Source organism: Comamonas trifloxystrobinivorans (genome assembly GCF_043359985.1).
GTDB lineage: Bacteria > Pseudomonadota > Gammaproteobacteria > Burkholderiales > Burkholderiaceae_C > Comamonas > Comamonas trifloxystrobinivorans.
Window position 1 is genome coordinate 80174 of the sequence record NZ_JBHZGV010000015.1, and the last position, 24443, is coordinate 104616.

At 62.3% G+C, this 24443-nt stretch carries 22 protein-coding genes and 1 other RNA gene; 15 read left to right on the top strand and 8 right to left on the bottom strand.

All coding sequences use genetic code 11. The features are described from left to right. Positions 1–217 precede the first annotated feature (217 nt). Complete coding sequence (locus ACFIQF_RS18850; protein WP_393945180.1) at positions 218–649, bottom strand: acetyltransferase; 432 nt, start codon at positions 647–649, stop codon at positions 218–220. A 267-nt stretch (positions 650–916) separates the two neighbouring features. After that, a complete protein-coding gene (locus tag ACFIQF_RS18855) occupies positions 917–1882 on the bottom strand; it encodes a LysR substrate-binding domain-containing protein (RefSeq protein WP_393945181.1) in 966 nt (321 codons plus the stop codon). 192 nt (positions 1883–2074) lie between these two features. On the opposite strand from ACFIQF_RS18855, the gene ACFIQF_RS18860 reads away from it, so the two are divergent. From ACFIQF_RS18860 to ACFIQF_RS18885, 6 genes are all read left to right on the top strand, one after another. Continuing rightward, positions 2075–3079: a TRAP transporter substrate-binding protein gene (locus ACFIQF_RS18860; RefSeq protein WP_393945182.1), complete on the top strand. Its 1005-nt coding sequence runs from the start codon at positions 2075–2077 to the stop codon at positions 3077–3079. A 126-nt stretch (positions 3080–3205) separates the two neighbouring features. Further along, complete coding sequence (locus tag ACFIQF_RS18865; protein ID WP_393945183.1) at positions 3206–4987, top strand: IlvD/Edd family dehydratase; 1782 nt, start codon at positions 3206–3208, stop codon at positions 4985–4987. 57 nt (positions 4988–5044) lie between these two features. Further along, positions 5045–6244, top strand: a complete 1200-nt coding sequence (locus tag ACFIQF_RS18870) for a fumarylacetoacetate hydrolase family protein (protein ID WP_393945184.1) — start codon at positions 5045–5047, stop codon at positions 6242–6244. A 44-nt stretch (positions 6245–6288) separates the two neighbouring features. Continuing rightward, on the top strand, positions 6289–6873 hold the full coding sequence (locus ACFIQF_RS18875; RefSeq protein WP_393945185.1) for a TRAP transporter small permease: 585 nt from the start codon (positions 6289–6291) through the stop codon (positions 6871–6873). A gap of 19 nt (positions 6874–6892) precedes the next feature. Continuing rightward, positions 6893–8176: a TRAP transporter large permease subunit gene (locus ACFIQF_RS18880; protein WP_393945186.1), complete on the top strand. Its 1284-nt coding sequence runs from the start codon at positions 6893–6895 to the stop codon at positions 8174–8176. Positions 8177–8195: 19 nt separating this feature from the next. Further along, positions 8196–9605: an FAD-binding oxidoreductase gene (locus tag ACFIQF_RS18885; RefSeq protein WP_393945187.1), complete on the top strand. Its 1410-nt coding sequence runs from the start codon at positions 8196–8198 to the stop codon at positions 9603–9605. 194 nt (positions 9606–9799) lie between these two features. Here ACFIQF_RS18885 and ACFIQF_RS18890 read toward each other — a convergent pair whose 3' ends face one another. Both ACFIQF_RS18890 and ACFIQF_RS18895 read right to left on the bottom strand, forming a co-directional pair. After that, the gene (locus ACFIQF_RS18890; RefSeq protein ID WP_393945188.1) at positions 9800–10600 is read right to left on the bottom strand and encodes an anti-sigma factor; all 801 of its coding nucleotides are present in this window, start codon (positions 10598–10600) and stop codon (positions 9800–9802) included. 18 nt (positions 10601–10618) lie between these two features. Then, positions 10619–11194 (bottom strand): RNA polymerase sigma factor, encoded by a 576-nt coding sequence (locus tag ACFIQF_RS18895; RefSeq protein WP_393945189.1) that lies wholly within the window; start codon positions 11192–11194, stop codon positions 10619–10621. Positions 11195–11433: 239 nt separating this feature from the next. On the opposite strand from ACFIQF_RS18895, the gene ACFIQF_RS18900 reads away from it, so the two are divergent. The 3 genes from ACFIQF_RS18900 to ACFIQF_RS18910 all read left to right on the top strand — a co-directional run bounded on the left by ACFIQF_RS18900 (position 11434) and on the right by ACFIQF_RS18910 (position 13671). Next, positions 11434–12027 carry a ferritin-like domain-containing protein gene (locus ACFIQF_RS18900; RefSeq protein WP_393945190.1) on the top strand — a complete coding sequence of 198 codons (594 nt, stop codon included), beginning with the start codon at positions 11434–11436 and terminating at the stop codon, positions 12025–12027. Positions 12028–12098: 71 nt separating this feature from the next. Beyond that, on the top strand, positions 12099–12653 hold the full coding sequence (locus ACFIQF_RS18905) for a DUF3455 domain-containing protein (RefSeq protein WP_393945191.1): 555 nt from the start codon (positions 12099–12101) through the stop codon (positions 12651–12653). A gap of 802 nt (positions 12654–13455) precedes the next feature. After that, the gene (locus ACFIQF_RS18910; protein WP_393945192.1) at positions 13456–13671 is read left to right on the top strand and encodes a hypothetical protein; all 216 of its coding nucleotides are present in this window, start codon (positions 13456–13458) and stop codon (positions 13669–13671) included. 174 nt (positions 13672–13845) lie between these two features. Here ACFIQF_RS18910 and ffs read toward each other — a convergent pair. Beyond that, positions 13846–13942, bottom strand: an RNA gene (gene ffs / locus ACFIQF_RS18915) — signal recognition particle sRNA small type. A gap of 166 nt (positions 13943–14108) precedes the next feature. Here ffs and dnaX point away from each other — a divergent pair. The 4 genes from dnaX (at position 14109) to ACFIQF_RS18935 (ending at position 19641) form a co-directional block, all read left to right on the top strand. Next, positions 14109–16370 carry a DNA polymerase III subunit gamma/tau gene (gene dnaX / locus ACFIQF_RS18920; protein ID WP_393945193.1) on the top strand — a complete coding sequence of 754 codons (2262 nt, stop codon included), beginning with the start codon at positions 14109–14111 and terminating at the stop codon, positions 16368–16370. A gap of 64 nt (positions 16371–16434) precedes the next feature. Next, complete coding sequence (locus ACFIQF_RS18925; protein WP_393945194.1) at positions 16435–16767, top strand: YbaB/EbfC family nucleoid-associated protein; 333 nt, start codon at positions 16435–16437, stop codon at positions 16765–16767. Positions 16768–16819: 52 nt separating this feature from the next. Continuing rightward, positions 16820–17410 (top strand): recombination mediator RecR, encoded by a 591-nt coding sequence (gene recR / locus ACFIQF_RS18930; RefSeq protein WP_393945195.1) that lies wholly within the window; start codon positions 16820–16822, stop codon positions 17408–17410. Between the two features lie 926 nt (positions 17411–18336). Then, the gene (locus ACFIQF_RS18935) at positions 18337–19641 is read left to right on the top strand and encodes an MFS transporter (RefSeq protein ID WP_393945196.1); all 1305 of its coding nucleotides are present in this window, start codon (positions 18337–18339) and stop codon (positions 19639–19641) included. A gap of 123 nt (positions 19642–19764) precedes the next feature. Here the strand turns inward: ACFIQF_RS18935 and ACFIQF_RS18940 are convergent, their stop codons facing one another. Both ACFIQF_RS18940 and ACFIQF_RS18945 read right to left on the bottom strand, forming a co-directional pair. Further along, positions 19765–20874 carry an EAL domain-containing protein gene (locus ACFIQF_RS18940; protein ID WP_393945197.1) on the bottom strand — a complete coding sequence of 370 codons (1110 nt, stop codon included), beginning with the start codon at positions 20872–20874 and terminating at the stop codon, positions 19765–19767. Between the two features lie 229 nt (positions 20875–21103). Beyond that, the gene (locus ACFIQF_RS18945) at positions 21104–21910 is read right to left on the bottom strand and encodes a ferritin-like domain-containing protein (RefSeq protein WP_393945198.1); all 807 of its coding nucleotides are present in this window, start codon (positions 21908–21910) and stop codon (positions 21104–21106) included. Positions 21911–22011: 101 nt separating this feature from the next. On the opposite strand from ACFIQF_RS18945, the gene ACFIQF_RS18950 reads away from it, so the two are divergent. Further along, positions 22012–22539 (top strand): gamma carbonic anhydrase family protein, encoded by a 528-nt coding sequence (locus ACFIQF_RS18950; protein ID WP_393945199.1) that lies wholly within the window; start codon positions 22012–22014, stop codon positions 22537–22539. 62 nt (positions 22540–22601) lie between these two features. Next, entirely contained in the window at positions 22602–23591 is a 990-nt protein-coding gene (gene hslO, locus ACFIQF_RS18955; protein ID WP_393945200.1) for an Hsp33 family molecular chaperone HslO, read from the top strand. A gap of 76 nt (positions 23592–23667) precedes the next feature. Here hslO and ACFIQF_RS18960 read toward each other — a convergent pair whose 3' ends face one another. Further along, the gene (locus ACFIQF_RS18960; RefSeq protein ID WP_393945201.1) at positions 23668–24186 is read right to left on the bottom strand and encodes a hypothetical protein; all 519 of its coding nucleotides are present in this window, start codon (positions 24184–24186) and stop codon (positions 23668–23670) included. Positions 24187–24443: the final 257 nt, after the last annotated feature.

The following is a 24443-nucleotide window of genomic DNA, read 5'->3' on the forward strand; positions in this document are numbered from 1 at the left end:
GCCAGGCCCCATTCTATGTGCTTTCGCCCGCCTTCAAAGAGCGCCGCTCGCCTGGGTGCCCGCTCGGCACACGCTGACTATGCATGCCGCCATGCCTGGTGGCGCCCATCGGGCTGAACCAGGCTGATTCGGGCGGCTGTAAAGCCGGCAAATGCTTGCGGATGTGGTGCCCAAGCGCTCTTTAGCGGGATCATGGCGGCAGCGCTGCCGCTTGTGCTCAGTGCGCCAGATGGATCAAGGGATAGGGCCGGCCTTGCCCGTCAAGCTCGGAGCGGCCAGTGCGCCTGAATCCCATTTTTTCGTAAAAGCCCAGCGCTTGCGTATTTTGCTCGTTCACATCCGTGCTCATTTGCGGATGCAAACCCAGGCCGTGACGCACCAGCGCAGCGCCCAGCCCTTGTCCATGCTGGTTTGGATGCACAAACAAGGCTTGCATATGGCCTTCTTCTAGCCACATGAAGGCGAGCGCCTGGTCCTTGTCATCAACGGCCAGCCAAAGCGGCGCCTGCGGCAAGACGGAGCAGATCAGCTCATCCAGCTGCAAGCGGTCTTCAGTCTGGAGAAAATGGTGCGTGGCATCGACCGCTGCGCGCCAAATCTCAATGACGCGCTTGCTATCGCTGGGGTGGGAGAGGCGGATTTTGGTCATGTTTCAGTGCTGCTTGGGGTGTTGTCTGTTTATGGGCCGCACAGCTTAGCTTCCATCTGACGCTTGCAATAAAGAATGGTTTGCGCCACCTGCTCTTGCACCATGGCCAGGCCGTCATCACCAGCTTGCAAATACGCCACGCGCGCCAAGGCCAGCACAGCAATGCGCTCTTGGCCCTGCCAATTCTCGGCGCTATGCCATCGCGCAACAGGGCAACCAAGGCTTGAACCAGATCCCTCGCAAGAACACCCAAGAGGGATGCGGGGATCAGCAAATCTCACCATCCCCGCTCGCACCAGGCTGCGGTGCTGTCACGGTAGTGCCGGCTACCTCTCGCAGCACGCTGATAAAGGCTTGTGCCGGCAGCGATGGCACTTCGCCCAGGCGGGTGACGATGCCGTAGTCGGGCATGCGGTCGGGGATGGTGACGGCGATATGGCTCAGCAGGCCTTTGCTGATGTATTTGTTGACGAGCGTTGCCGGTTGCAGCGAGAGCATGTCGGTCTTTTGCAGCGATTCGAGCGCGAAGAGAAACGAGGTGGTTTCCACCAGGCTTGATGTCGGTGCCGTACCAAAGCTGCGGAAAAGCTCGTCAGATACTTTGCGCACGGCGGTCGAGGGCGGGTAGAGCAGCCAGGGCCAGTGGGCCAGGTTGCCCAGCTCCATGTTGCCGAGGCCGCGCAAGGGGTGCTGCGGCCCGCCAACCACCAAGAGCTGTTCGCCCGACAGGCGCTCGTAATGGAATTGGCTGCCTTGGCTGTCGTCGGTAAAGCGGCCGATCATCAGGTCGATTTTGCGTTTGGCCAGCCACAGGGCGAGCTGGTCGCTGCTTTGCTCGAACACCTTGAGCATCAGCAAGGGCCGGCGTCGCTGGATTTCGCTGATCGACGTGGTCAGCAAATGGGCTGCCGAGCCCGAGATGGCGCCTATCGCCAGTTGCCCGTGGCCGCCTTGTTTGAGCAGGTTGAACTCGTCCACAAACTGCTTGTTGGCCGCCAGCGCGGTAGCTGCGTAGCGCAGGGTGAACAGGCCCAGCTCGTTGGGCCGCATCTCGCGTGGCAGGCGCTCAAAGAGCTTGGTGCCGAAGGTCTCTTCCAGGTCCAACAGGATTTTGGTGGCGGCCGGCTGCGTGATGTGCATTTGCTCGGCCGTCTGCCGCAGGTTGCGCGTGCGCCCGAGGATGTCGAGGAACTGCAGATGCCTGAAACGCAGCCGACTGCAGACGGTGGCCATGGATAAGGGTTTGCCCGGCATGGTGGGGTTGCGATAACTGAATGGAATGGGTTGGGCGGAAAGTTCGATTGGACCATGTTTGCAGCGATCTTTAATCTCCGCAACTGAGTGGGCTGGCGCACCTGTGTCTTGCAGGTGCGCAAGACCGATGCCTGGGCCCGCTTGCAACCACATTCACCGGAGACAAATAACATGAAGCTGAAGTCCATTGCGCTTGCCGCAACCCTCCTGGCGGCGCTGGCCGCACCGGCCATGGCGCAGATCAAGGAGCGCACCATCAAGATCGGCACCGGTATCACCGAGGACCATCCGCAGGCGCTGGCGCTCAAGCATTTCGCTGAGGTGGTGGCTGCCAAGAGCGGTGGCAAGATCACCGCCAAGGTGTTTGCCAACGGCACGCTGGGCAACGATGTGACGATGACTTCGGCGCTGCGCGGCGGCACGCTGGAGATGACGATCCCCGACAGCTCCACGCTGGTCTCCATCGTCAAGGACTTCGGCGTGCTGAACCTGCCGATGCTGTTTGCCAACGAGCAAGAGGCCGATGCCGTGCTTGACAGCCCCTTCGGCCAGAAGCTGCTCGACAAGCTGCCGGAGAAGGGACTGATCGGCTTGGCTTATTTCGAGAACGGTTTTCGCAACGTCACCAATTCGCGCCGCCCCATCAACAAGGCCGAAGATCTGGCTGGCCTGAAACTGCGCGTGATCCAGAACCCGCTGTTCGTCGAGACCTTCTCCACGCTGGGCGCCAATGCCACGCCGCTGCCGTTTACCGAGCTGTATTCGGCCATGGAGCAAAAGGCGGTGGACGGCCAGGAAAACCCCACGGTGACGGTGCTCACCAGCAAGTTCTACGAGGTGCAAAAGCACATGGTGCAGTCGCGCCACATCTACAGCGCCTGGGTGCTGCTGCTGTCGAAAAAGACCTGGGACACCTTCTCGCCCGAAGAGCAGAAGATTGTGAAGGAGGCCGCTGCTGAGGCCACGGCGTTTGAGCGCAAGTCGATCCGGGCGCTCAATGGCAAGGCGCTGGACGAGCTCAAGAAGCTGGACCTGCAGGTGACCGAGCTGGCACCGGCCGAACAAGCCAAGCTGCGCGACAAGCTGCAGCCGGTGGTGACCAAGTTCAGCAAGGAGTTTGGCGAAGCCACCACGCGCGAGCTGATGGCCGAGCTGGAAAAAGCCCGCAAGAAGTAAAGCGGCATGCCTGTCCGCGGTGCGCCAGGTCTCTGGCTGGCACCGCGGTCTTGGCCCCCGTTTTTCCCTGCGATTTTCCCCGCGCTTTTCCGCGCTTTCCCGATCCTTTTGCCAGAAGAACACCCCATGGATACCAAGCAAGGCCGCCGCTTCCGCTCTCAGGACTGGTTCGCCGATCCCGAGCGCTCGGACATGACTGCGCTGTACCTCGAACGTTTCATGAACTACGGGCTGACCCCGCAAGAGCTGCGCTCGGGCCGGCCCATTATCGGCATCGCGCAAAGCGGCAGCGATCTGTCGCCTTGCAACCGCATCCACCTGGATCTGGCGCGCCGCGTCAAGGAAGGCATTCGCGACGCGGGCGGCATCCCGATCGAGTTTCCGGTGCATCCGATTTTCGAGAACTGCCGCCGCCCCACGGCCGCGCTGGATCGCAACCTGGCTTATCTGGGCCTGGTCGAAATTCTGTACGGCTACCCGATCGACGCCGTGGTGCTCACCACCGGCTGCGACAAAACCACGCCGGCCGGCATCATGGCCGCTTCCACCGTGGACATTCCTGCCATCGTCTTGTCCGGCGGGCCCATGCTTGACGGCTGGCATGAGGGCGAGCTGGTGGGCTCCGGCACCGTGATCTGGCGCAGCCGCCGCGCCCTGGCGGCGGGCGAGATTGACGAAGAAGAGTTTCTGCAGCGTGCCTGCAGCAGCGCCCCTTCGGCTGGCCACTGCAACACCATGGGCACCGCTTCCACCATGAACGCGGTGGCCGAGGCGCTGGGCTTGTCGCTGACAGGCTGCGCCGCCATTCCAGCCCCGTACCGCGAGCGCGCGCAGATGGCTTACGCCACCGGCCGCCGCATTGTCGAAATGGCGCAGGAAGACCTGAAGCCTTCGCGCATTCTCACGCGCGAGAGCTTTCTCAATGCGCTGTCGGTGGTCAGTTGCGCCGGCGGCTCCAGCAATGCGCAGGTACACATCATGGCCATGGCCCGCCATGCAGGCGTGGAGCTGCATGCCAGCGACTGGACCGAGCACGGCTACGACCTGCCGCTGATCGTCAACATGCAGCCTGCAGGCAAGTACCTGGGCGAGCGCTTCTTCCGCGCCGGCGGCGTGCCAGCCGTGATGTGGGAGCTGCAGCAGGCCGGCAAGCTGTATGGGGATTGCGCCACCGTCACCGGCAAGACCATGGCCGAGAACCTGCAGGGCCGCCAGACGCACGACCGCGAGGTGATCTTCCCGTTTGCCGAGCCGCTCATGCACAAGGCGGGCTTCATGGTGCTGGCGGGCAATCTGTTCGATTTCGGGATCATGAAGACCTCGGTGATCTCGGAGCGCTTCCGTGAGCGTTACCTGTCGCGCCCGGGCCAGGAAGGTATTTTCGAAGGCCGCGCCATCGTGTTTGAAGGCGGTGACGATTACCACCACCGCATCAACGATCCGGCGCTGAATATCGACGAGCACTGCATTCTGGTGATGCGCGGCGCTGGCCCGCTGGGCTGGCCCGGTTCGGCAGAGGTGGTCAACATGCAGCCGCCAGACGCACTGATCCAGCGCGGCATCAGCACGCTGCCCACGCTGGGCGACGGCCGCCAGTCCGGCACGGCCGACAGTCCATCGATCCTCAATGCCTCGCCCGAAAGCGCGGCCGGCGGCGGCCTGCGCTGGCTGCAGACCGGCGACACCATTCGCATCGACCTCAACGCCGGCCGCTGCGACGCGCTGGTGGCGCCCGAGGAAGTGGAGCGCCGGCTGCGCGAGCTGCCGCCACCGCCCATCCCTGCCAGCCATTCGCCGTGGGAAGAGCTGTACCGCGAGAAGACGGGCCAGCTGGCCGAAGGCGCCACGCTGGAGTTTGCGCTGAAGTACCGCCGCATCGCCGAGGTCACGCCTCGCCACAACCACTGAACCACCGCCCGTCCGCAGCCGTTGCGGCGGGCGCCCAACCTTGAAATGGACCAACACATGAGCACGTCACGTGAAGCCGCCGCATGGGCGCAACTTCTTCCCGAAGACGGTCTGGCCGGCACCCTGGTGGGCCGGGCCTGGCTGCCTGGCAAGCTGGCCGGCCCGGCCGTAGTCGCGCTACGCCCCGAGGGCGTTTTCGACCTGAGCCAGTCGTTTGCCACCATGAGCACGCTGCTCGAAAGCAGCGATCCGGCCGCAGCCGCGCGCGCTGCATCTGGAGCGCGGGTTGGCAGCGTTGAAGAGCTGCTCTCCAACAGCCTGCCGGGTGTGCGCAACGAGGCTTTGCCCTGGTTGCTGGCGCCTTGCGATCTGCAAGTGGTGAAGGCCGCAGGCGTTACTTTTGCCACCAGCATGATCGAGCGGGTGATCGAGGAACAGGCGCGGGGCGATGCATCGCGTGCGCTGGAGCTGCGCGGCCAGGTGGTGGCGCTGATTGGCGAGAACCTGGCCAGTATCCAGCCGGGCTCGCCCAAGGCGATGGAGCTCAAGGCACTGCTGCAGCAGCAAGGGCTGTGGTCGCAATACCTCGAAGTGGGCATTGGCCCGGATGCCGAGGTCTTTACCAAGGCGCCGGTGCTGGCCTCGGTGGGCTGCGGTGATGAGATTGGCATTCGCGCTGATTCCGCCTGGAACAACCCCGAGCCCGAGGTGGTGCTGGCCGTCAACAGCCGTGGCGAGATTGTTGGCGCGGCGCTCGGCAACGACGTGAATCTGCGCGATATCGAAGGCCGCAGCGCGCTGCTGCTGGGCAAGGCCAAGGACAACAACGCCTCTTGCGCCATCGGCCCGTTCATCCGTCTGTTCGATGCCGGTTTTGGCATGGACGATGTGCGCCGCGAGACCGTGCACCTGACGGTGGAGGGCGAGGACGGCTTTGTGCTGCGCGGCATCAACACCATGACCAGCATCAGCCGCGACCCGGCCGACATCGTGGGCCAGACGCTGGCCGCCCACCAATACCCGGACGGCTTCATGCTGTTTCTGGGCACGCTGTTCGCGCCTATTGAAGACCGCGACCAGCCCGGCTCGGGCTTCACGCACAAGCTGGGCGACCGCGTCACCATCCGCAGTGCCCGGCTGGGCGCGCTGGTCAACCGCGTGACGCACAGCGAGACCGCGCCGCCCTGGCGCTTTGGCCTGCGCGCTTTCATCAACCACCTGGTCCAACGCGGCCTGGCTGCGCGCCAGCCTCTGTGATTCCCGGTCTGCGACCAGAACAAAACCTAACAAAGGAGACAGCCATGGAATATTGGATGAACCGCTACTGCAAGCTGCTGGATTTTCTGATGGCGCTGGCCTTGGCCGGCATGGTGTTGCTGGTGTTTGGCAACGTGGTGCTGCGCTATGTTTTTAACTCCGGCATCACGGTGTCGGAAGAGGTGTCGCGCTGGCTGTTTGTGTGGCTCACCTTTCTGGGCGCCGTGGTGGCGATGAAGGAGCATGGCCACCTGGGCGTAGACATGCTGGTGAGCCGGCTGCCGGACTGGGGCAAAAAGCTCTGCCTGGTGGTGGGCCAGCTGCTGATGCTGTGGGTGTGCTACCTGCTGGCCGTGGGCAGCTGGGAGCAGACGCAGATCAACCTCGACGTTACCGGCCCGACCACGGGCATGTCGGTCGGCATCTTCTATTTCTCGGGCGTGGTGTTTGCTGCGTCGGCCGCAGTCTTTTTGCTGTGGGATTTGTGGCGTGTGCTCAGCGGCAAGCTGCAAGGCGATGCGCTGGTGATGGTGCGCGAGTCTGAGGAAACCGCCGAGTTTGAGGCGCTGCAGGCGCGCATTGCCGAAGAAGACCGCCAGGCTGCCGCCGACGCTGCGGCCAAGCGTTGAGCACGGGAGAACCAATACCATGACCATCGCTGTCTTTCTGATTTCTCTGCTGGGCGCCATGGCGATCGGCATTCCTATCGCCTTCTCGCTGCTGCTGTGCGGCGTGGCGCTGATGTGGCACCTGGACATGTTCGACGCGCAGATTCTGGCGCAGAACGTTGTCAACGGCGCCGACAGCTTTCCGCTGCTGGCCGTGCCTTTCTTCATGCTGGCTGGCGAGGTGATGAACACCGGCGGCCTGTCCAAGCGCATTGTGGATTTGGCGCTGGCCATCGTTGGCCATGTGCGCGGTGGCCTGGGTTATGTGGCCATTGTGGCGGCTTGTGTGTTGTCGGCGCTGTCGGGCTCGGCCGTGGCCGATGCAGCGGCGCTGTCGGCCCTGCTGATCCCGATGATGGTGGCGGCTGGCCACGACAAGGCGCGCTCGGGCGGCCTGATCGCGGCGGCCGGCGTGATCGGCCCGATCATCCCGCCGTCGATCGGCTTTGTGATTTTTGGCGTGGCCGCCAACCTCTCGATCAGCAAGCTGTTCCTGGCCGGCATTTTCCCCGGCATCTTGATTGGCGCTTCGCTCTGGATCACCTGGTGGTGGCTGGTGCGCAAGGAGCACGTTACGCCGCCACCACGCGCCACCAAAGGCGAGGTGTGGCTGGCCTTCCGCAAGGCGGGCTGGGCGCTGATGCTGCCGCTGATCATTCTGGTGGGCCTGCGCTTTGGCGTGTTCACGCCGACCGAAGCCGCCGTGGTGGCTGCGGTGTACTCGATCTTCGTGGCCGTGGTGATTTACCGCGAACTGAAGCTTTCGCAGCTCTACGCCGTGTTCGTTACCGCTGCGCGTACCACGGGCGTGGTGATGTTTCTGGTGGCGGCGGCGCTGGTGTCGGCCTGGCTGATTACCGTGGCCGATCTGCCTGGCAAGGTGGTGGACATGCTGCAGCCTTTCATCGGCAACCCGATGCTGCTGATGTTCATGATCATGCTGCTGGTGATGGTGGTGGGCACGGCCATGGACATGACGCCGACCATTCTGATTCTGACGCCGGTGCTGATGCCCGTGGTCAAAGCGGCCGGCATTGACCCGATCTACTTTGGCGTGCTGTTCATCATCAACAACTCCATCGGGTTGATCACGCCGCCGGTGGGCACGGTGCTCAACGTGGTGGCCGGGGTGGCGCGCATCAAGATGGACGACGTGATCCGGGGCGTCTGGCCTTTCATGATCGCTGAGTTCCTGATGCTGTTGCTGATGGTCATTTTCCCCTGGCTCGTGACCGGGCCAGCCAAGTTCCTCTACGGCGGCTGATGGCCGGCAAGCAAACGATATGACACAAGACACTGTGATGGGCTCCGTGATCGAAGCGCTGTTGGCGGAGCTGGGCCCGGCCGCCGTGCTGGCCGGCGACGCCGTGCCCGAGCGCAACCGCAACGACTACAGCGGCCTGCTGCCTTCCACGCCGCTGGCCGTGGTGCGGCCTGCCGATACTGCTGGCGTATCTGCCGCGCTGCGCATCTGCCACCAGCATGGCGTGGCCGTGGTGCCACAGGGCGGTTTGACTGGTCTGTGCGGCGGCGCCCGTGCGGCAGAGAGCCAGATTGCGCTGTCGCTGGAGCGCATGAGCGGCATCGAAGAGCTGGATGCCGCATCGGCCACCATGACGGTCTGGGCCGGCACGCCGCTGGAGACAGTGCAGAACGCGGCCAGCGAGGCCGGCTTTTTCTGCCCCCTGGACCTGGGCGCACGCGGCTCTTGCACCATCGGCGGCAACCTGGCGACCAATGCGGGCGGCAACCGCGTCATCCGCTACGGCATGGCGCGCGAGATGGTGCTGGGCATCGAGGCGGTGCTGGCCGATGGCACGGTCGTCACCAGCCTCAACAAGATGATCAAGAACAACGCGGGCTTCGACCTCAAGCAGCTGTTCATCGGCAGCGAGGGCACGCTGGGCGTCATCACCCGCGTGGTGCTCAAGCTCTCGCCCAAGCCGGCGTCCACCATGGTCGCCATCTGCGCGGCGAGTGATTTTGGCAATGTGCTCACGCTGCTGCAATCGGCCCGCCAAGGTTTGGGGCCGATACTTTCGGCCTTCGAAGTGATGTGGCCCGAGTACTGGAACTTTGCCACCACCCAGGCGCCCGGCGTGCGCAGTCCCTTCGAAGGCGACACCACGGCGCATGGCGCTTACGTGCTGATCGAGGCGCTGGGCACGGACGGTGAATACGATGCGCCGCGCTTTGAGGCCTGGCTCGGCGAAATGCTGGAAGAGGGCAGTATCCCCAACGCGGCCATTGCCCAGTCGCTGGCCGACGGCAAGGCGTTCTGGGCGATCCGCGATGCAACCGGCGATCTGCATTCGTTTTTCCCGCGTCATGTGGCCTTTGATGTGGGCCTGCCAATCGCCCGCATGGACGAATACGTCGTGCGCTGCCGCGAGGCGCTGCACGCGGCGCTGCGCGACCCGGTCACGCTGTTCTACGGCCATATCGGCGATGGCAACCTGCACATCATCGTGTACGAGCCGGGCGCTGAGGAGCAGCCCAAGGAAAAGATCGACGCCATCGTCTACGGCCTGGTGCGCGAGTTTGGCGGCACCGTCTCCGCTGAGCACGGTATAGGCACGCTCAAGCGCAAATGGCTGGGCCACGCGCGCTCGCCCGAGCAGATTGCGCTGATGCGCACGCTCAAAGCCGCGCTGGACCCGAACGGCTTGATGAACCCTGGCAAGGTGGTTTGACGGGTGTTTTGCACCGACCAAGCTCTATGCTGCCCGGCTCAAGAAGCCGGGTGCTGCACGGAAGTGTGATGGGCACGTGCGGCGATTTTTGCAAGGCAACGGGCCTTGAAAAATCGCCGTGCCTGCTTTCGCCACGCGGGCATCAGGCGCGGGGCACTGGGCGCCGGGCGCTGAGGCGTTGGCGCAGGTCGGAATCAAAGATCCCGGCGAATGAGTGCGCCCTTGAACAGCACCGGCCCCGTTGGCCCCGTTGCGCTGGGCACGCCGCCTTTGGGCTCCAGGCTGATGGCCAGAGCTGGGATGGCGTTCACATCGGTCTCTTGCGCGGAGATCTGCTCGAGCTTGCCGGCGCCCATCACGCCCAAGGAGCGCGGTGCACCTTGCTGGGGCAAAGCCCAGAGTTGCAGAGACTGGTTGTCCGCCTCCTTGAAACCGCTCACGCGCTGCAAAACCAATTGCTTGTTTTTGGGGTCGAAGGTCACGAGCATGGACGCATCGGCCTTGCCGTCGGCCAACACCGCCACGTATTGGATCTGCGGCGCAGCCTGCAATGCGGCCTGCGCTGTCTGGAGTTGCGTTTGTAGCGACGCCAGCTGCTGCTGTGACGCCACTTTGAGCCCCTGGTGCGACCACAGTCCCACGGCGACGGCGGCCACTGCGGCAAAGCTGCCTGCCAAGGCCAGCCCACGCCACCAAGCCAGTGCGTGCACGGGTAATGGTGGTGCCGCGTTGTGTTGCTGGGCTAGCGGGGCGTTGGTTTTTTCAGCTTGCAGCAGGTTGTTGATGCGTACCCAGACCGCGTCATCGGGCGCCACTGGTTGCTGCACCTCGGCGAAGGCAGACCAGCGGCCTTGCCACAGCAGGGCGGCGGCTCGCACTTGCGGGTATTCACGAGCCAGTTGCTCAAAGCGCCGGCGGGCCCCGCCGCGCAGCGTGCCCAGGGAATAGGCCGCAGCCAGACGGTCAAGCAACTCGGGGTTTTGGCTCAGATTCATGGCACAGACTCCCGGTACTCAAACATGGCGAGCCATGCATTTGCGCAATTGCTCCAAGCTGCGGCGCATCCAGGTTTTGACGGTTCCCAGCGGCAGCTTCAGCTGACTGGCCAGTTCGCTGTGGCTCCAATCCCTCAGATAGGCCAGGCTCACCACCTGGCGTTGGGGCTGCTCCAGCTGTTGCAGGCATTGCTGCAGCACGGTTGCCTGTTCGCTGGCCTCTACGTATTGCATCGGGCTTTGCGTTTGCTGGTCTGGCAACTGCTCTTCCAGGTCTTCGACCGGCAGATGGAGATGCTGGCGCTCGGCCCGGTGTCGGCGCAAAAAGTCCAGGGCCCGGCTGCGCACCACCATGCCCATCCAGGCCAAAGGCGGGCTGAGCGAATCCTGGTAGCTGCCTGCGTTGCGCCAGATACCCAGAAAGCTCTCTTGCAGAACATCTTCAGCCCACTCCTTGTTGCCGACGATGCGCAAAGCCAGCCCATACAGCCGCGAGGCGGTCTGGTCATACAAAAGCTTGAGAGCGGCCTCTTCTCGGGCAGCTACGCGGTCGAGTAGTTCCATCAGTTGCTTGTCCGGTGTGTGGGCGCTCATGCAGCCATTGTGATCACAAGCGCTCTTTCGTGCGGCGCTGTTGGAAAAATGCCAACAGCTCTTGCCGATCTGCTCTGCTTATCTATACGCAGCATCTCGCAGGCTGGATGTGGTCAGGCGATAAATCACCGAAAAAAATATTTTCAAAAACCTGAATCCGCTGCCTCAAGAGCTGCGTATTACAGGTGTCGGACACAAAAAAATGGCCGGCGCAGCCCCACAGTCAACCAGGAGTCATCATGGGTATCCATCTGTTTGCAGGTCGTTCTCTCCAGCAAGCCTCGCGTCGCGGCTTTCTTGGCACCACAGGCACTTTGTCAGCGGTGGCAGTGGCCATGCTGGCGGGCAACGAGGCCTTGGCGCAGGGTATGAGCAGCGATCCGTCCAAGGACGTATCAATTCTGAATGTGGCCCTGGGGCTGGAGCATGAGGCCATCAATGCCTACCAGTTGGGCGCTGGCAGCGGCCTGCTGCAAAAGCCGGTGCTGGATGTGGCGGTGCAGTTTCAGAGCCACCACAAAGCCCACCGTGACGCCCTGATTGCGACCATTCAGAAAATGGGCGGCAAGCCGGTGGCCGAGGCGTCGATGCAGACCTATGCCGAAGCGCTGAAGGCCAACACGCTCAAAACCCAAAACGATGTGTTGGCTCTGGCCGCACGCTTGGAGCTTGGCGCGACCAACGCTTACCTGGGCGTCATTCCCGCATTTGAGAGCCGTGACCTGGCCAAGGTTGCGGGCCGTTTGGCCGCCGATGAGACCATGCACTACACCGCACTGATCTCAGCGCTGGGGCAACCTTTGCCCGGCAACGCCCTGTCTTTTGGGGCCTGACACGCAGCACCCTGGGCACCGAGCAAAACCTGCGCGGTGCGTTTTTCTCCACCTTGTTCGAGGACATTCTCATGAAGCATCAACAGACCCTCTCTCTGGCAGCCCTTGGCGTAGCGGCGCTGAGCCTCACCGCCTGTTCATCCATGTCCACCCACTCCACCTATTCACAAGCGGAGCTCCCTGCAGCCGTGCAGGTGCCTGCGGGGCACAAAGTAGCCATGGAAACCGTGGGCGTCGGTCAGATCACCTACGAATGCCGAGCCAAGAAGGACATGGCGAACGAACACGAATGGGTGTTTGTCGGCCCCGACGCCAAGCTGCAGACCCGCAGTGGCGCGGTCATCGGCAAATACTGGGGCCCACCCGCTACCTGGGAAAACAATGATGGATCCAAAGTCACAGCGACACAGGTGGCCGTGGCGCCCGCTGGTACAGGCAACATCCCGCTGCAACTGGTCAAGGCAAACCCAGCCACCGGCATGGGAGCCATGCAAGGTGTGACCTACATTCAGCGAGTAACAACCAAGGGAGGAGTCGCACCGAGCATGGCCTGCGGTGCCAGCAACCTGGGCAGCAAGCAAGTCGTGCAATACCAAGCCGACTATATTTTCTGGAAAGCAGTCTGACGCAGTGCCCCGCGGCGCCTGCTCCTGCCCAAAAGCAGGAGCAGGTGCTTTTTTTGAAGAGCTCGGGCTAATAAGAATTGCCGAGGAAAAGCAGTTGCTTGGTCGGCTATGGGCCGCTCATGGCCTGCAGCTGTTTAGCTTTCTTGGACTGCGTGAGCTCTGCAGACGTTTGCGGCTTCTGGGTTTCAGGCTTCTGTGGAGATGGTGCGGCCAAAAATTGCTGGCCCAGCAAGTCGGGCAATCCATCAGGAGAAGGCCGAAGCAACAACCCCCCCCGGAGGCGGTGGGAAGCGGTGAATTCTTTCACCTGTCATCAACCCTGAGCCCCTTGCGAGGGGCTTTGTTATGGACGGTGATTACTCTTCATCTTTGCCATTGCCAAAGATGTCTGGAAAAAGCAGAGGAATGAGAGCAGACGCCAGGGTTACAACAATAAGAATTTCAATTACGGTGGTACTCATGCGATTCATCTTAATGCTGCCCAGCCCTTTTTCTGCGCGCAGTCGCGCAGCGACAACGTCATTTCATATTCGGTGTGACTGCTTACTAAAAATAAATCTTTGGACGAGTTTTTTCAGGCTTTGTTTTCCACACGATTGGTGAAGTTGGCTGGTTACCCAAGTCGGAAATCACCGAGTGGGAGAAGACTGGTATGGCGGGCGCTCTTGCGGAGATGGGTACGCGCAGGTTCAGGCTTGCGGTCGACGCCTGGGTGATTGATAGCGGCAGCGGCAGGCTATAGAGTTCGATGCGAAGAATTTGCCTGGGCGCGAAAATTTATACTAACTATGAGGTGGTGAGTATGCTGAAGTGGCTGACGGATATTTTCGGATTTGACAGCGGCATGGAAAAAATCGGGTCCGATTTATCGGACCTGAACAAACCGCAAGTGAATATCGATGGAACACCGATGGTGGACGATGTAGACATTCACGGAAATCCGTTCGGCGTCACCCAGGACGACTCGTTCGGTGGCGGAGGTGGTTTTGGCGGCGGCTTTGGCAACGACGATTTTTAAGTCGTGAAAACGCTGGCGCATGCACGCGAGGCTGGGCATGCCATGGCCTTTGGCGCAACCAAGGGCTAGGCGCAGCCAAGCACCGACAAAGTTTGCCGGAGGCGTTTCAAATTGGGTTGAATGCCTTTGCTGGGAAAGACAGCCTCTTGTCTGTAAAGAGGTTTCCCATCGAAAGGTGACGAGCCTTACCCTCGGCACTGGATCCACAGTTAGGGCTGCTTGGTTCCCCACCTGACCCGGTTGGCCGCTTCCCCATGCGAGGAGGCCCGTCAGCGCTGCATTGTACCGAAAGAAACAGGGCCCTCGGGGCAATCCGGGCATAAATCAGCCGGGACGAGGGCGCAGAGGTGCTGCTGGCGCGGCTTGGGCGGCTTTGTCGGTTGTAACCGACAGCGCGGCCCCGATGGCCGCTGCGTCTGCCCGTAGAATGCGGGGCTATGTCTTATCTTGTTCTCGCTCGCAAATACCGCCCTCGGAATTTTTCTGAAATGGTGGGGCAGGAGCACGTGGTGCAGGCGCTGACGAATGCGCTCACCCAGCAGCGCCTGCATCATGCCTATTTGTTCACGGGCACGCGTGGGGTGGGTAAGACGACGGTGTCGCGCATTCTGGCCAAGTCGCTCAACTGTACGGGCCCTGATGGCCAGGGCGGTATCACCGCCACGCCCTGCGGCGTGTGTCCGGCCTGTACCGAGATCGACAGCGGCCGTTTCCCCGATTACACCGAGCTGGACGCAGCCTCCAACCGCGGCGTGGACGAGGTGCAAGGCTTGCTGGAGCAGGCGGTGTACAAGCCGGTGCAGGGGCGCTTCAAGGTCTTCATGATCGACGAAGTGCACATGCTCACCAATACCGCCTTTAACGCCATGCTCAAGACGCTGGAGGAGCCGCCCGAGTATCTGAAGTTTGTGCTGGCCACGACCGATCCGCAAAAGGTGCCGGTGACCGTGCTCTCGCGCTGCCTGCAGTTCAACCTGCGGCCGATGGCGCCCGAGACGGTGCAAGAGCACCTGGCCAAGGTGCTGGCACAAGAGAATATTTCGGCCGATGCGCCTTCGCTGCGCTTGCTGGCGCGCTCGGCCCGTGGTTCCATGCGCGATGCGCTGTCGCTGACTGACCAGGCCATCGCTTTTGGCGGCGGCCAGTTGCAAGAGGCCGGCGTGCGCCAGATGCTGGGCGCGGTGGACAGCAGCCATGTGTTCCGCCTGATTGATGCACTGGCGCGTGGCGATGGTGCCGAGGTGGTAGCTACGGTAGACCAGTTGCGCCACCAGGGTTTGTCTGCCGTGTCGACGCTGGAGGATATGAGCGTGCAATTGCAGCGCATGGCTGTGCTGCAAGCGGTACCCGACAAAGCCCAAGCGGCTGTTGCCAGCGACGATGCCGAGCAGCAAGAGCTGCTGCGCCTGGCGCAATTGATGCCAGCCGATGAAACCCAGTTGCTCTACAGCATTGCCCTGCATGGCCGTGCCGAGCTGGGTTTGGCCCCCGACGAGTACGCGGCGCTGACCATGGCGCTGCTGCGTTTGCTGGCCTTCAAGCCTGCGGGCGAGGCTGAAAAAAAAACAGCAAATAATTTAGGTGCTGGCACTGCGCCGCATGCAGCGGCTGCAGCGAAACCCACTGTAAGTACTGTCCAGCCAGCGCCGGCAGCTATCAAAACAGTAGAAGCGCCAACGGCGGCGCCATCACCAGCACCCGTTGCGGCTGCACCCAGCCCGGCAACACCGACCGTCAACACGGCAGCGCCGATACATAAGCCTGCTCCCGCTCCAGCCGCCGAAGTGCCGCCTTGGGAGCCGTTGCCAGACGAGCCTGCGCAAAAGTCCGCAGAAGTGGAAGTGGTTGCACCCCAAGTGCAAGCCGAGCCAGCGCCAGTTGCCGCCGTGCCCGCTGTTGCGGCACCAGCGGCCGATGCCGTCAAGCTGCCGGTCCGCACGGCCGAAGATTTGATTCCAGCGCGCGCCCAGCCTATCCCCGCTGCGCCCAGTGCCGCCGCAGAGGATGTTGTTGATGAAAGCGCCGATGCCGACGAGCGCGACGACGAAGAAGAGATGGCGCCCCAGGCGCATGAAGCGAATGACGACGCGCCGTATTTTGACGATGTGCCCGACGAGGCCTATCTGCAAGATGCTGCGCCTGCGCACCAGCCAGCTGCACAGCATGACGATGCCGCACACAACGGCCAGCACCCAGCTCCGGCGCCTGCCAGCCTGATCGCTTTGCCCGTGCAAGCGCACCAGGTGAGCGAGTACGACAAGCCGGCCAATACTTTTGGCGAAAGCCTGGGCCGCGTGCCTGCCGATTTTGTCGATACGCCCGAAGGCGGTTTTTGGAACGACACTGTGGTGCGCCTGATCGAGGCCGAGGCCATTACCGCCGTGGCGCGCCAGTTGGCGTTGCGCTCACAGTTGCTGCGGCGCGAGCCCGAATGCTGGTGGTTGCAGGTTGATCTGGAGTCGCTGGCGCAGCCCGGCACGGTTGAGCGCTTGCGCACGGCGCTGGTGACTGCAGGCCTGGTGGGCAAGATCGAGGTCAGCGTCGGCCCGGTGCAGGATTGCCCGGCGCGGCGCAAGGCCCAGGCGCAGCATGCGCGCCAGCGCACCGCCGAAGAAGTGGTGCGCAATGACCCTTATGTCCAGTCGCTGATACAGCAATTTGGCGCGAAAATCGTGCCTGGCAGTATTCAACCCCTATGATGGCGCGTTTGTGCAAGCGCTGCGCTTGCACGCACGACCGGTTTTCAAGAAACAAGGAAATTTCATGTTCAACAAAGGACAACTCGCTGGTTTGATGAAGCAGGCCCAGGCCATGCAGGACAACCTGAAAAAGGCCCAGGACGAGCTGGCGAATATCGAGGTCGAAGGCGAATCGGGCGCTGGCCTGGTGAAGGTGCAGATGACCTGCAAGCACGACGTCAAGCGCGTGACCATCGACCCCAGCCTGCTGAGCGAAGACAAGGATATGCTCGAAGACCTGGTGGCTGCCGCCTTCAACGCCGCCGTGCGCAAGGCCGAAGAGACCAGCAACGAGAAGATGGGCAAGATCACCGCTGGCATGCCAGGCCTGCCCGGTGGCATGAAGTTCCCGTTCTAAGCCTTGTCCCAGTCGCTGTTCGGCAGCCTGCGCGAGGCGGAGGCTGCCCTCCATGTCTGATACCAGCACCCTCGAAGCCTTGGTGCAGGCGCTGCGCCGCCTGCCTGGCGTAGGCGTCAAATCGGCATCGCGCATGGCTTTCCACCTGTTGCAGAACGACCGTGCGGGCGCAGAGCAGTTGTCGCGCGCGCTGCACGAGGCCAGCACGCGTATCCGGCATTGCGAGCGCTGCCATACCTTTACCGAGAACGCAGTGTGCGAAACTTGCCTCGACGCTGGCCGGGACGCAGCGCGCCTGTGCGTGGTAGAGACGCCAGCCGATCAAGCTGCGCTGGAGCGCACCGGTGCCTACAAAGGCCTGTATTACGTGCTGATGGGGCGCTTGTCGCCGCTCGACGGCATTGGCCCGCGCGACATAGGCGTGCAGCAGCTTTTGGAGCGAGCCAGCGATGGCGTGGTGCAAGAAGTGATTCTGGCCACCAACTTCACCGCCGAGGGCGAGGCGACAGCACATGTGATTGGCGAGGCATTGCAGCGCCGAGGCGTGGGCTTTACCCGCTTGGCGCGGGGCGTGCCAATTGGCAGCGAGCTGGAGTATGTGGATTTGGGCACGATTGCCCATGCGTTGGCGGACAGGCGGTGAGGCAGTAGCTATTGCTGATGCTGATGCTGCTGCGTCAGCCGCGCGCGAGCATTGAAGATGGCCGCTTCCTGTTAGGCAGGCAGCGGCTATTTTTTGCGCTACGCGGGTTGGCGTGGCGTGCTTCGGGTACTGGCTTTCAGGCTGTTTTCCTCACTGGTGTTGGTGGGCATTGCATGCGGCTGCTGGCCGGGTCTCGCCCCGGCGAAAAATCTGCCCCACATCCAGCGTCCCCCGAAAGCTTCGCGTAGCGAATCTTTCGGGGCAACCTGCGATCACAGCCAATACCGGCGTGCGGTCGAACTCACTCCGAGCCGAAGGCTCTCCGTTCAAACAGCGACCGCAAGTCAGAGCACGAAGTTTGGCTGCTCTGCGGCAGCCAAACCGCCGGTATTGGCTGCGATCGCAGGCGCTGGCTGAAAGGGGTGGGGAAGGGCATCCTGAACAGCTGAGCAGCTGAGCAGCTGAGCAGCTGAGCAGCCGAGCAGCCGAGCAGCCGAGCAGCCGAGCAGCCGAACAGCCTGCGAGAACGGTGCCGCTTGGTGGAAGTGCAGGTGGGGTATCGGGCGAAGAGCGGTGAGGTCGGAGGGTCAGCGCTCGCCTTCCTGCAAACCAGCATTTTTATCCGCTTATTCCCAGCGGTTGGTAGCTGATGCAGAAAAGATCGCTGCGCCGGGCGGCGGCGCGCAGGGCCGCCGCTACAATTTCCTGCCTCTTTCTGGCCGCCCGTGTGGGTTTCGCATGGCGCGCGCATCGCTTGTTTTCCAAATCCCCCGTTTTGAGAGTTTTGGCTTGCACCGCATAGCGGCGTTGCGGCGTGGCCCGGTGGCTGCTGGTGAAGGGGTTTTGTGTAAAGCAACGGCATGTGCTGATGGGCTTACCCGGCAGCGCTGACCTTGTACTGCGACTTGTGTTTTTAGGATTTTTGCGTGCAATCAACTGCTGTATCCAAGAGAAATATTCTGGCCGCTGTCATCGGCAACGCGCTGGAATGGTATGACTTTCTCGTCTTCGCCTTTATGACGCCCATCGTGGCCAAGCTGTTCTTCCCGAGCAACCCGAACGATCCGAGCGACGATCTCAACAAGATTCTGATGACCACGGCCGTGTTTGGCGTGGGTTTTTTTATGCGCCCGGTGGGCGGCATTTTGTTGGGCCTGTATGGCGACCGCAAGGGCCGCAAGGCGGCCATGGTGATGGTGACCGCCATCATGGCTGTGGCCATTGCGCTCATCACTTTCGCGCCAACATACCAGGGCGTGGGTATCTGGGCGCCGATCTTTATCGTGCTGGCGCGTCTGCTGCAAGGCTTTGCTGCGGGTGGCGAGTTCGGTACCTCGACGGCTTTGCTGATTGAGCTCGCGCCCAAGGGCAAGCGCGGTTTTTATGGCTCCTGGCAGATGACGGGCCAGATGGCCGCCTTGCTGATTGGCGCTGCCGTGGGCACCTTGATCACCGACTTTTTCACGCAGGAGCAGCTCATGTCCTGGGCCTGGCGCATTCCGTTTGCGGTGGGCTTGCTGATTGTGCCGGTGGCCATTTATATCCGCCGCCATGTCGAAGAGCCTGAGACGTTTGTCAAGCTCAAGGCTGCGCAAGCCGCTGGCACCGTGCGCCAAGTGGGCGTGCTGGAGATGCTGCGCACACACGCGCGCGAAACCCTGGTGGGCATGGGGCTGGTGGTGACGGCCACGGTGTCGATCTACATCACCTTCACCTATCTGGTGACCTACTCGACCGTGACGCTCAAGCTGCCGCTGCACGACACCTTCATGGTGCAGATGGCGGGCGCGGCGCTGATGGTGGTGTTGATGCCTTTCATGGGTGCGTGGTCGGACCGCGTGGGCCGTCGTCCGCTGATGATCGGCTCGCTGCTGGGCTATCTGATCGTGCTGTACCCGCTGTACGCATGGCTGACGGACGGCCCGACGATTGCCAAGCTGATGACCGTGCAAGTGGTCGTGTGCCTGTTTGTGTCGGTATTCTTTGGCGTGTTCAGCACGGTGATGGCCGAGCTGTTTCCAGCGAATGTGCGCTCGGTCGGCATGTCCATGGCCTACAACATTGCAGTGATGGTGTTCGGCGGCTTTGCCCAGTTCATCGTCACCTGGTTGATCAAGACCACGGGCTCGCCCATGTCTCCGGCTTTCTACGTCATGTTTGGCGTGGCTTTGGGTTTGATCGCGGCGTTCTATATCCGTGAGCGCGCGCACGAAGAGCATTTGGATGATTGAAAACCAGCCTGGCTTTGCGCCGCCTTGTTAACAAACAGGGTGGCGCAGCATGAAAACAGCCCCGGTCACTCTCTGCGAGTGGCCGGGGCTGTGGTTTGTGGGCTGTGTTTCAGGTGCTGCTGCTCAGCAATCCGGGCTGTACGGCTGCACCAGAGCTTGCCATTGCTCGGCCAGCGCTTGAACCGGTGCCGACAAAGCCGGCGGCAGCAGCTGCTCGGCCGACAGCGGCACAGGCAGGCCCAGCATTTGGCCTAGCAGCAGCGCGTGGCTGATCAGGTGGATGCTGGCGGGCGGCACTTGCGGCCATTGCTGCGCGGCTGCGGCTACCAGGTGCAGGCTGCCGTCGATATAGATTTGCTTGCACTCGGGCGGGCGCTCTGTCTCCGTAGCCACGGAATGCAACATGCCGGCCCAGGCCTTGAGTTGCTCGCGGCTGAGCACGCTCAGCAATTGCTCCAGCGATGCGTAGCTGTGTTTTTGTGCCATGCCCAGCGAGCGCGCCATGCGCAGCAGGTTGAACAGCAGGGCCGGCTGGGTCTGTAAAAAAGCCGACAGCGCAGCGGTTTCGGCGCGGTTGTTGAGTTGTTCGACCAGGCTATTGGTCTCTTCGATAGATGGCAGCACCACGCGGGCGGGCACCGGCTCGGGGCGGCTGACGGCGTAGCCTTGCAGCAGGTCGACGGCGTTCTCCTGGGCCAACTGCAGCTGGGCGGCGGTTTCAATTTTGTCGGCGATCAGCGTGGCGCCAGGAATGCGGCGTGCCCACTGGATCATCAGCACGGCGCGGTCGGCGGCGAGCACCGAGAAATCGATCTTCAGGTAATTGACCAGGTCGTGCCAGGGTGCGTAAGAAGAATCGAGCACCGAGTGGTTGAAGGCCAGTGCAAAGCCCTTGGCGCGCAGCGCGGCCAGCGCGGGGCGGCGGGCTTCGACTTCGCTCGACGCGGCGTGGCCGAGCGAGGGGATTTCCAGCACGATCTGGTTGGCGGGCGGCAAATCCAGGTGCGCGCCGCGCAGGCTTTCATAGGTGGTGTTGAGGAACAGCAGGCCGTTGTCGAGCAGCGAGACGGGCTGGATGTGCGAGAGCACCGCATGTGCCAGCGCCAGATCCGAATCCATGGTGTGGGCCGAGGCCGTGCGCGAGCGGTTGAAGATTTCGTGGCCGACCAAGGCCCCGTTGGCATCCTTGATGGACTGCCAGGCAATGGGGGGTGCGGGGGAGGTGAAATCCATAGCCGCAGCTGCGGGTTGAGGGAAGGAAGATGACGCGCTCGTGTGTTGCATGGACCACTGGAACCACCGCCTGCACTGGCCGGCACGGGCGGACTCGGCAAATCGTTATATCTCGGAACCAGCGATTATTCTCGTTGAATTTGGACGCTGCCACCGGCGTGGACTGGACTGCAGCCACAGGTTTTTATCGCTATTTGCATTGCCGCGTCCGCGCAGTGCGTTGCGCTTGTTACAACTGGGCCTGCAACCAGGCCAGCTCGGTTTCGCTGAAACCGGCCTGGCTGCGGGCTGCCAGGTTCAGCGGCGGCTTGGGCCTTGGTGCCTCATAGCGAGCCACCAATTCGCTGTAATGCGCCTCTGGGTCTAGCTCTTGGAGTTGGCACAGGTGGCGGTACCAGTGGTTGCCAATGGCGACATGGCCCACTTCCTCGCGCAAGATGATGTCCAGAATGGCGACAGCCTCCAGCGCATCGGGGGCGCCGGTTTGTTGCAATTTGGCTTGAATCTGGGGTGTTGCATCCAAGCCACGCGCTTCCAGCGTGCGGGGCACCAGGGCCATGCGCGCCACAATGTCAGAGGCGGTTTTCTCGCACATGGTCCACAAACCTTGGTGCGCCGGAAAATCTCCGTAGTCCTTGCCCCATTTTTGCAAGTGGGCGCGCAGCAGGCGAAAGTGCTTGGCTTCTTCGGCCGCTACCTGCAGCCAGTCCAGATAAAAGGCGCGTGGCATGCCGGCAAAGCGCCAGATCGCGTCGAGCGCCAGGTTGATGGCATTGAATTCGATGTGCGCGATCGCATGTAAAAGGATGGCACGGCCCTCGGCGGTGGCCGGCGAGCGGCGTGCCACCGAGGTGTGGGGCTTGAGCTCGGGCCGGGCTGGGTGGCCGGGTAGCTCGATGCCGACGGGGGCACTCAGAACGGCTTCGGTGGCTATTGAAATACTGGCTTGTTGCGCATACATGGCAAGCGCCAGGGCGGATTTTTCTTCGGGGTCGGCCGTGCACAAGGCTTGCAGGGCGGTTTGGCGTAATTCCATCTCTACAATTATGGCTCAGCCCCCGAGGCGCTTGGCGCCGCGGCTTTGCGGCTGCGCGTATGCAGCCGGCATGGGCAGACGAGATCAAAACAGGAGACAAGATGGCGAAGTACGAATTGGATGGAGTGCAACCGGAAGTGGCCGCATCGGCCTGGGTGGCAGACAGCGCGCAAGTGATTGGCCGGGTGCACCTGGCGGCAGACAGCAGCGTGTGGTTTGGCTCGGTTTTGCGTGGCGACAACGACCCGATCCGGGTGGGCGAGGGCAGCAATATCCAGGACGGCAGCGTGCTGCACACCGACAAGGGCAAGCCGCTCGACATTGGCAAGCACGTCACCATCGGCCACAACGTCATCTTGCACGGCTGCACGATTGGCGACGAGTCGCTTATCGGCATGGGAGCAATCGTGCTCAACGGTGCCAAGATCGGCAAGCACTGTCTGGTAGGTGCCGGTGCCTTGGTCACCGAGAACAAGGAATTTCCCGACGGCAGCCTGATCGTCGGCAACCCGGCCAAGGTGGTGCGCCAGCTCACCGAGGAGCAGATTGCCGGCCTCAAGCGCAGTGCCCAAGGGTATATGGCCAACGCGAAACGCTTTCAGGCGGGTCTGCGAAAATTGGCCGATTGACAATAGCGAACAGCGGCGGCAGCGCGTCTGCCGTACGCCAACCAGGATTGGAAGAACACAAGGTGTCTGAACTGCATAAATTTTTGTTTGATGGCCTGCCCGTGCGTGGTGCCATCGTGCGCCTGACGGATGCGTGGCAAGAGATTCTGCGCCGCCGTGCCGCCAACACCAGCTCGGGTGCCTACCCGCTGCCGGTGCAAGAGCTGCTGGGCGAGATGAGCGCCGCTGGCGTGCTGATGCAGTCCAACATCAAGTTCAATGGCGCCCTGGTGTTCCAGATCATGGGCGACGGCCCGGTCAAGCTGGCCGTGGCCGAAGTGCAGACCAATCTGAGCGTGCGTTCCACCGTCACCATGATTGGCGATGTGCAGCCCAGCGACACGCTGACCGACCTGGTCAACCGCCACGGCAAAGGCCGCTGCGCCATCACGCTCGACCCCAAGGACCGCTTGCCTGGCCAGCAACCTTACCAGGGCGTGGTGCCTTTGGTCGATGCCGAAGGCGAGCCGCTGAACAACCTGGCTGCCATCTTGCAGCAGTACATGCGCCAGTCCGAACAGCTCGATACCGTTCTGGTGCTGGCCGCCAACGAGCAAGTGGCGGCTGGCTTGATGGTGCAGCGCATGCCGATCAAGGGCGAAGGCAACCTGGCCGCTGGCGCGTACGGCACGGAAGAGGCCGACCAGTTCGGTCAGAACGAAGATTACAACCGCATCGCCCACCTGGCCGCCAGCCTGACCCGCGACGAGTTGCTGAGCCTGGATGTGGAAACCATCTTGCACCGCCTGTTCTGGGAAGAAAAGCTTTTGCGCTTTGTGCCCGAAGACGGCGAAGGTGGCCCGCACTTTGCCTGCACCTGCAGCCGCGAGCGCGTGGGCAATATGCTGCGCAACCTGGGCCAGGAAGAGACCGACAGCATTCTGGCCGAGCAAGGCTTGATCGAAGTGGGCTGCGAGTTCTGCGGCCAGCAGTACCGGTTTGACGCGGTAGACGCAGCGCATTTGTTCACCGATCCGGGCAACCACCCGCCCGCATCGAAGCTGGTGCAATAAGCCGGTACTGCTTTCAAAAAAGCAAGAATGCAAAGCCCCAATCCACGCAAACCACGCCTAAGCCGGCGTGGTTTTTTTATGTCTGCGCCGTGTTCAGCAGGCCTTTGAACAAGCGCAGCTCGCAGTCGGGATCGCTGCACTTTTCGCAGCTCCAGCTCCAGCGCGAAAGATTGCCGTGCTCGCGCAAGGCGGCGCGGCGTGCTTGCAAGGCTGGGGCGTCGGGGAAGCTGTTGCACAAGGCCGTCAAAGCTTCTTCGAGCAGGCGCGGGCCTTGGCTGAACAGCAGCTGAAAAGACTGGCCATGCGCGACCAGATGCTGGCGGGTTTGCATCAGTGCTGCTTGTGCGTCGGAATCGCTGCCATTGCTGGCGCCAAGCGGCGGGGCCAGCAGCAGCACGGCATCGCCAGTGGCTTGGCGGGCACTGTGGAGAGTTGCATAGGTATCGGCTTGCCACAACCAGTCATTTGGCGTTCCCAGTGTGGTTTGCAGTTGCTCGATCAGCTGCTGTGCCATTTGCTCCGATGCTGCGGCCACGCGCACTTGCACCTGCGTGGCTGAGGTGTTGGAACTGGTGGTGGTGGGCGGAGCGGGCATGGCGGCGATGATACGGGTTATTGGTGGCGCGGGATTCGAGCGCGCTGTAGGTGGCTCGATTTTGGTGGGCTGGTTTTCTCACTGGCGTGGTGCTTGTTGCTTGCCGCTGCTGTCCGGGTCTCGCCCCGGCAGGCGACCTCCCTTTTTGTTGCACGACAAAAAGCGAGGGGAAAAAACGTGCCGGTATGACTCACACTCATAGGTAACACATTAGTTCAAGGACATAGGTAACAGCTCCACGTCTTGGAAACTGCCTT

Bases quoted from the DNA above. Each gene is read 5' to 3' on its own strand.
- ACFIQF_RS18850 (WP_393945180.1), bottom strand. From the start codon at position 649: ATGACCAAAATCCGCCTCTCCCACCCCAGCGATAGCAAGCGCGTCATT.
- ACFIQF_RS18855 (WP_393945181.1), bottom strand. From the start codon at position 1,882: ATGGCCACCGTCTGCAGTCGGCTGCGTTTCAGGCATCTGCAGTTCCTC.
- ACFIQF_RS18860 (WP_393945182.1), top strand. From the start codon at position 2,075: ATGAAGCTGAAGTCCATTGCGCTTGCCGCAACCCTCCTGGCGGCGCTG.
- ACFIQF_RS18865 (WP_393945183.1), top strand. From the start codon at position 3,206: ATGGATACCAAGCAAGGCCGCCGCTTCCGCTCTCAGGACTGGTTCGCC.
- ACFIQF_RS18870 (WP_393945184.1), top strand. From the start codon at position 5,045: ATGAGCACGTCACGTGAAGCCGCCGCATGGGCGCAACTTCTTCCCGAA.
- ACFIQF_RS18875 (WP_393945185.1), top strand. From the start codon at position 6,289: ATGGAATATTGGATGAACCGCTACTGCAAGCTGCTGGATTTTCTGATG.
- ACFIQF_RS18880 (WP_393945186.1), top strand. From the start codon at position 6,893: ATGACCATCGCTGTCTTTCTGATTTCTCTGCTGGGCGCCATGGCGATC.
- ACFIQF_RS18885 (WP_393945187.1), top strand. From the start codon at position 8,196: ATGACACAAGACACTGTGATGGGCTCCGTGATCGAAGCGCTGTTGGCG.
- ACFIQF_RS18890 (WP_393945188.1), bottom strand. From the start codon at position 10,600: ATGAATCTGAGCCAAAACCCCGAGTTGCTTGACCGTCTGGCTGCGGCC.
- ACFIQF_RS18895 (WP_393945189.1), bottom strand. From the start codon at position 11,194: ATGAGCGCCCACACACCGGACAAGCAACTGATGGAACTACTCGACCGC.
- ACFIQF_RS18900 (WP_393945190.1), top strand. From the start codon at position 11,434: ATGGGTATCCATCTGTTTGCAGGTCGTTCTCTCCAGCAAGCCTCGCGT.
- ACFIQF_RS18905 (WP_393945191.1), top strand. From the start codon at position 12,099: ATGAAGCATCAACAGACCCTCTCTCTGGCAGCCCTTGGCGTAGCGGCG.
- ACFIQF_RS18910 (WP_393945192.1), top strand. From the start codon at position 13,456: ATGCTGAAGTGGCTGACGGATATTTTCGGATTTGACAGCGGCATGGAA.
- dnaX (WP_393945193.1), top strand. From the start codon at position 14,109: ATGTCTTATCTTGTTCTCGCTCGCAAATACCGCCCTCGGAATTTTTCT.
- ACFIQF_RS18925 (WP_393945194.1), top strand. From the start codon at position 16,435: ATGTTCAACAAAGGACAACTCGCTGGTTTGATGAAGCAGGCCCAGGCC.
- recR (WP_393945195.1), top strand. From the start codon at position 16,820: ATGTCTGATACCAGCACCCTCGAAGCCTTGGTGCAGGCGCTGCGCCGC.
- ACFIQF_RS18940 (WP_393945197.1), bottom strand. From the start codon at position 20,874: ATGGATTTCACCTCCCCCGCACCCCCCATTGCCTGGCAGTCCATCAAG.
- ACFIQF_RS18945 (WP_393945198.1), bottom strand. From the start codon at position 21,910: ATGGAATTACGCCAAACCGCCCTGCAAGCCTTGTGCACGGCCGACCCC.
- ACFIQF_RS18950 (WP_393945199.1), top strand. From the start codon at position 22,012: ATGGCGAAGTACGAATTGGATGGAGTGCAACCGGAAGTGGCCGCATCG.
- ACFIQF_RS18960 (WP_393945201.1), bottom strand. From the start codon at position 24,186: ATGCCCGCTCCGCCCACCACCACCAGTTCCAACACCTCAGCCACGCAG.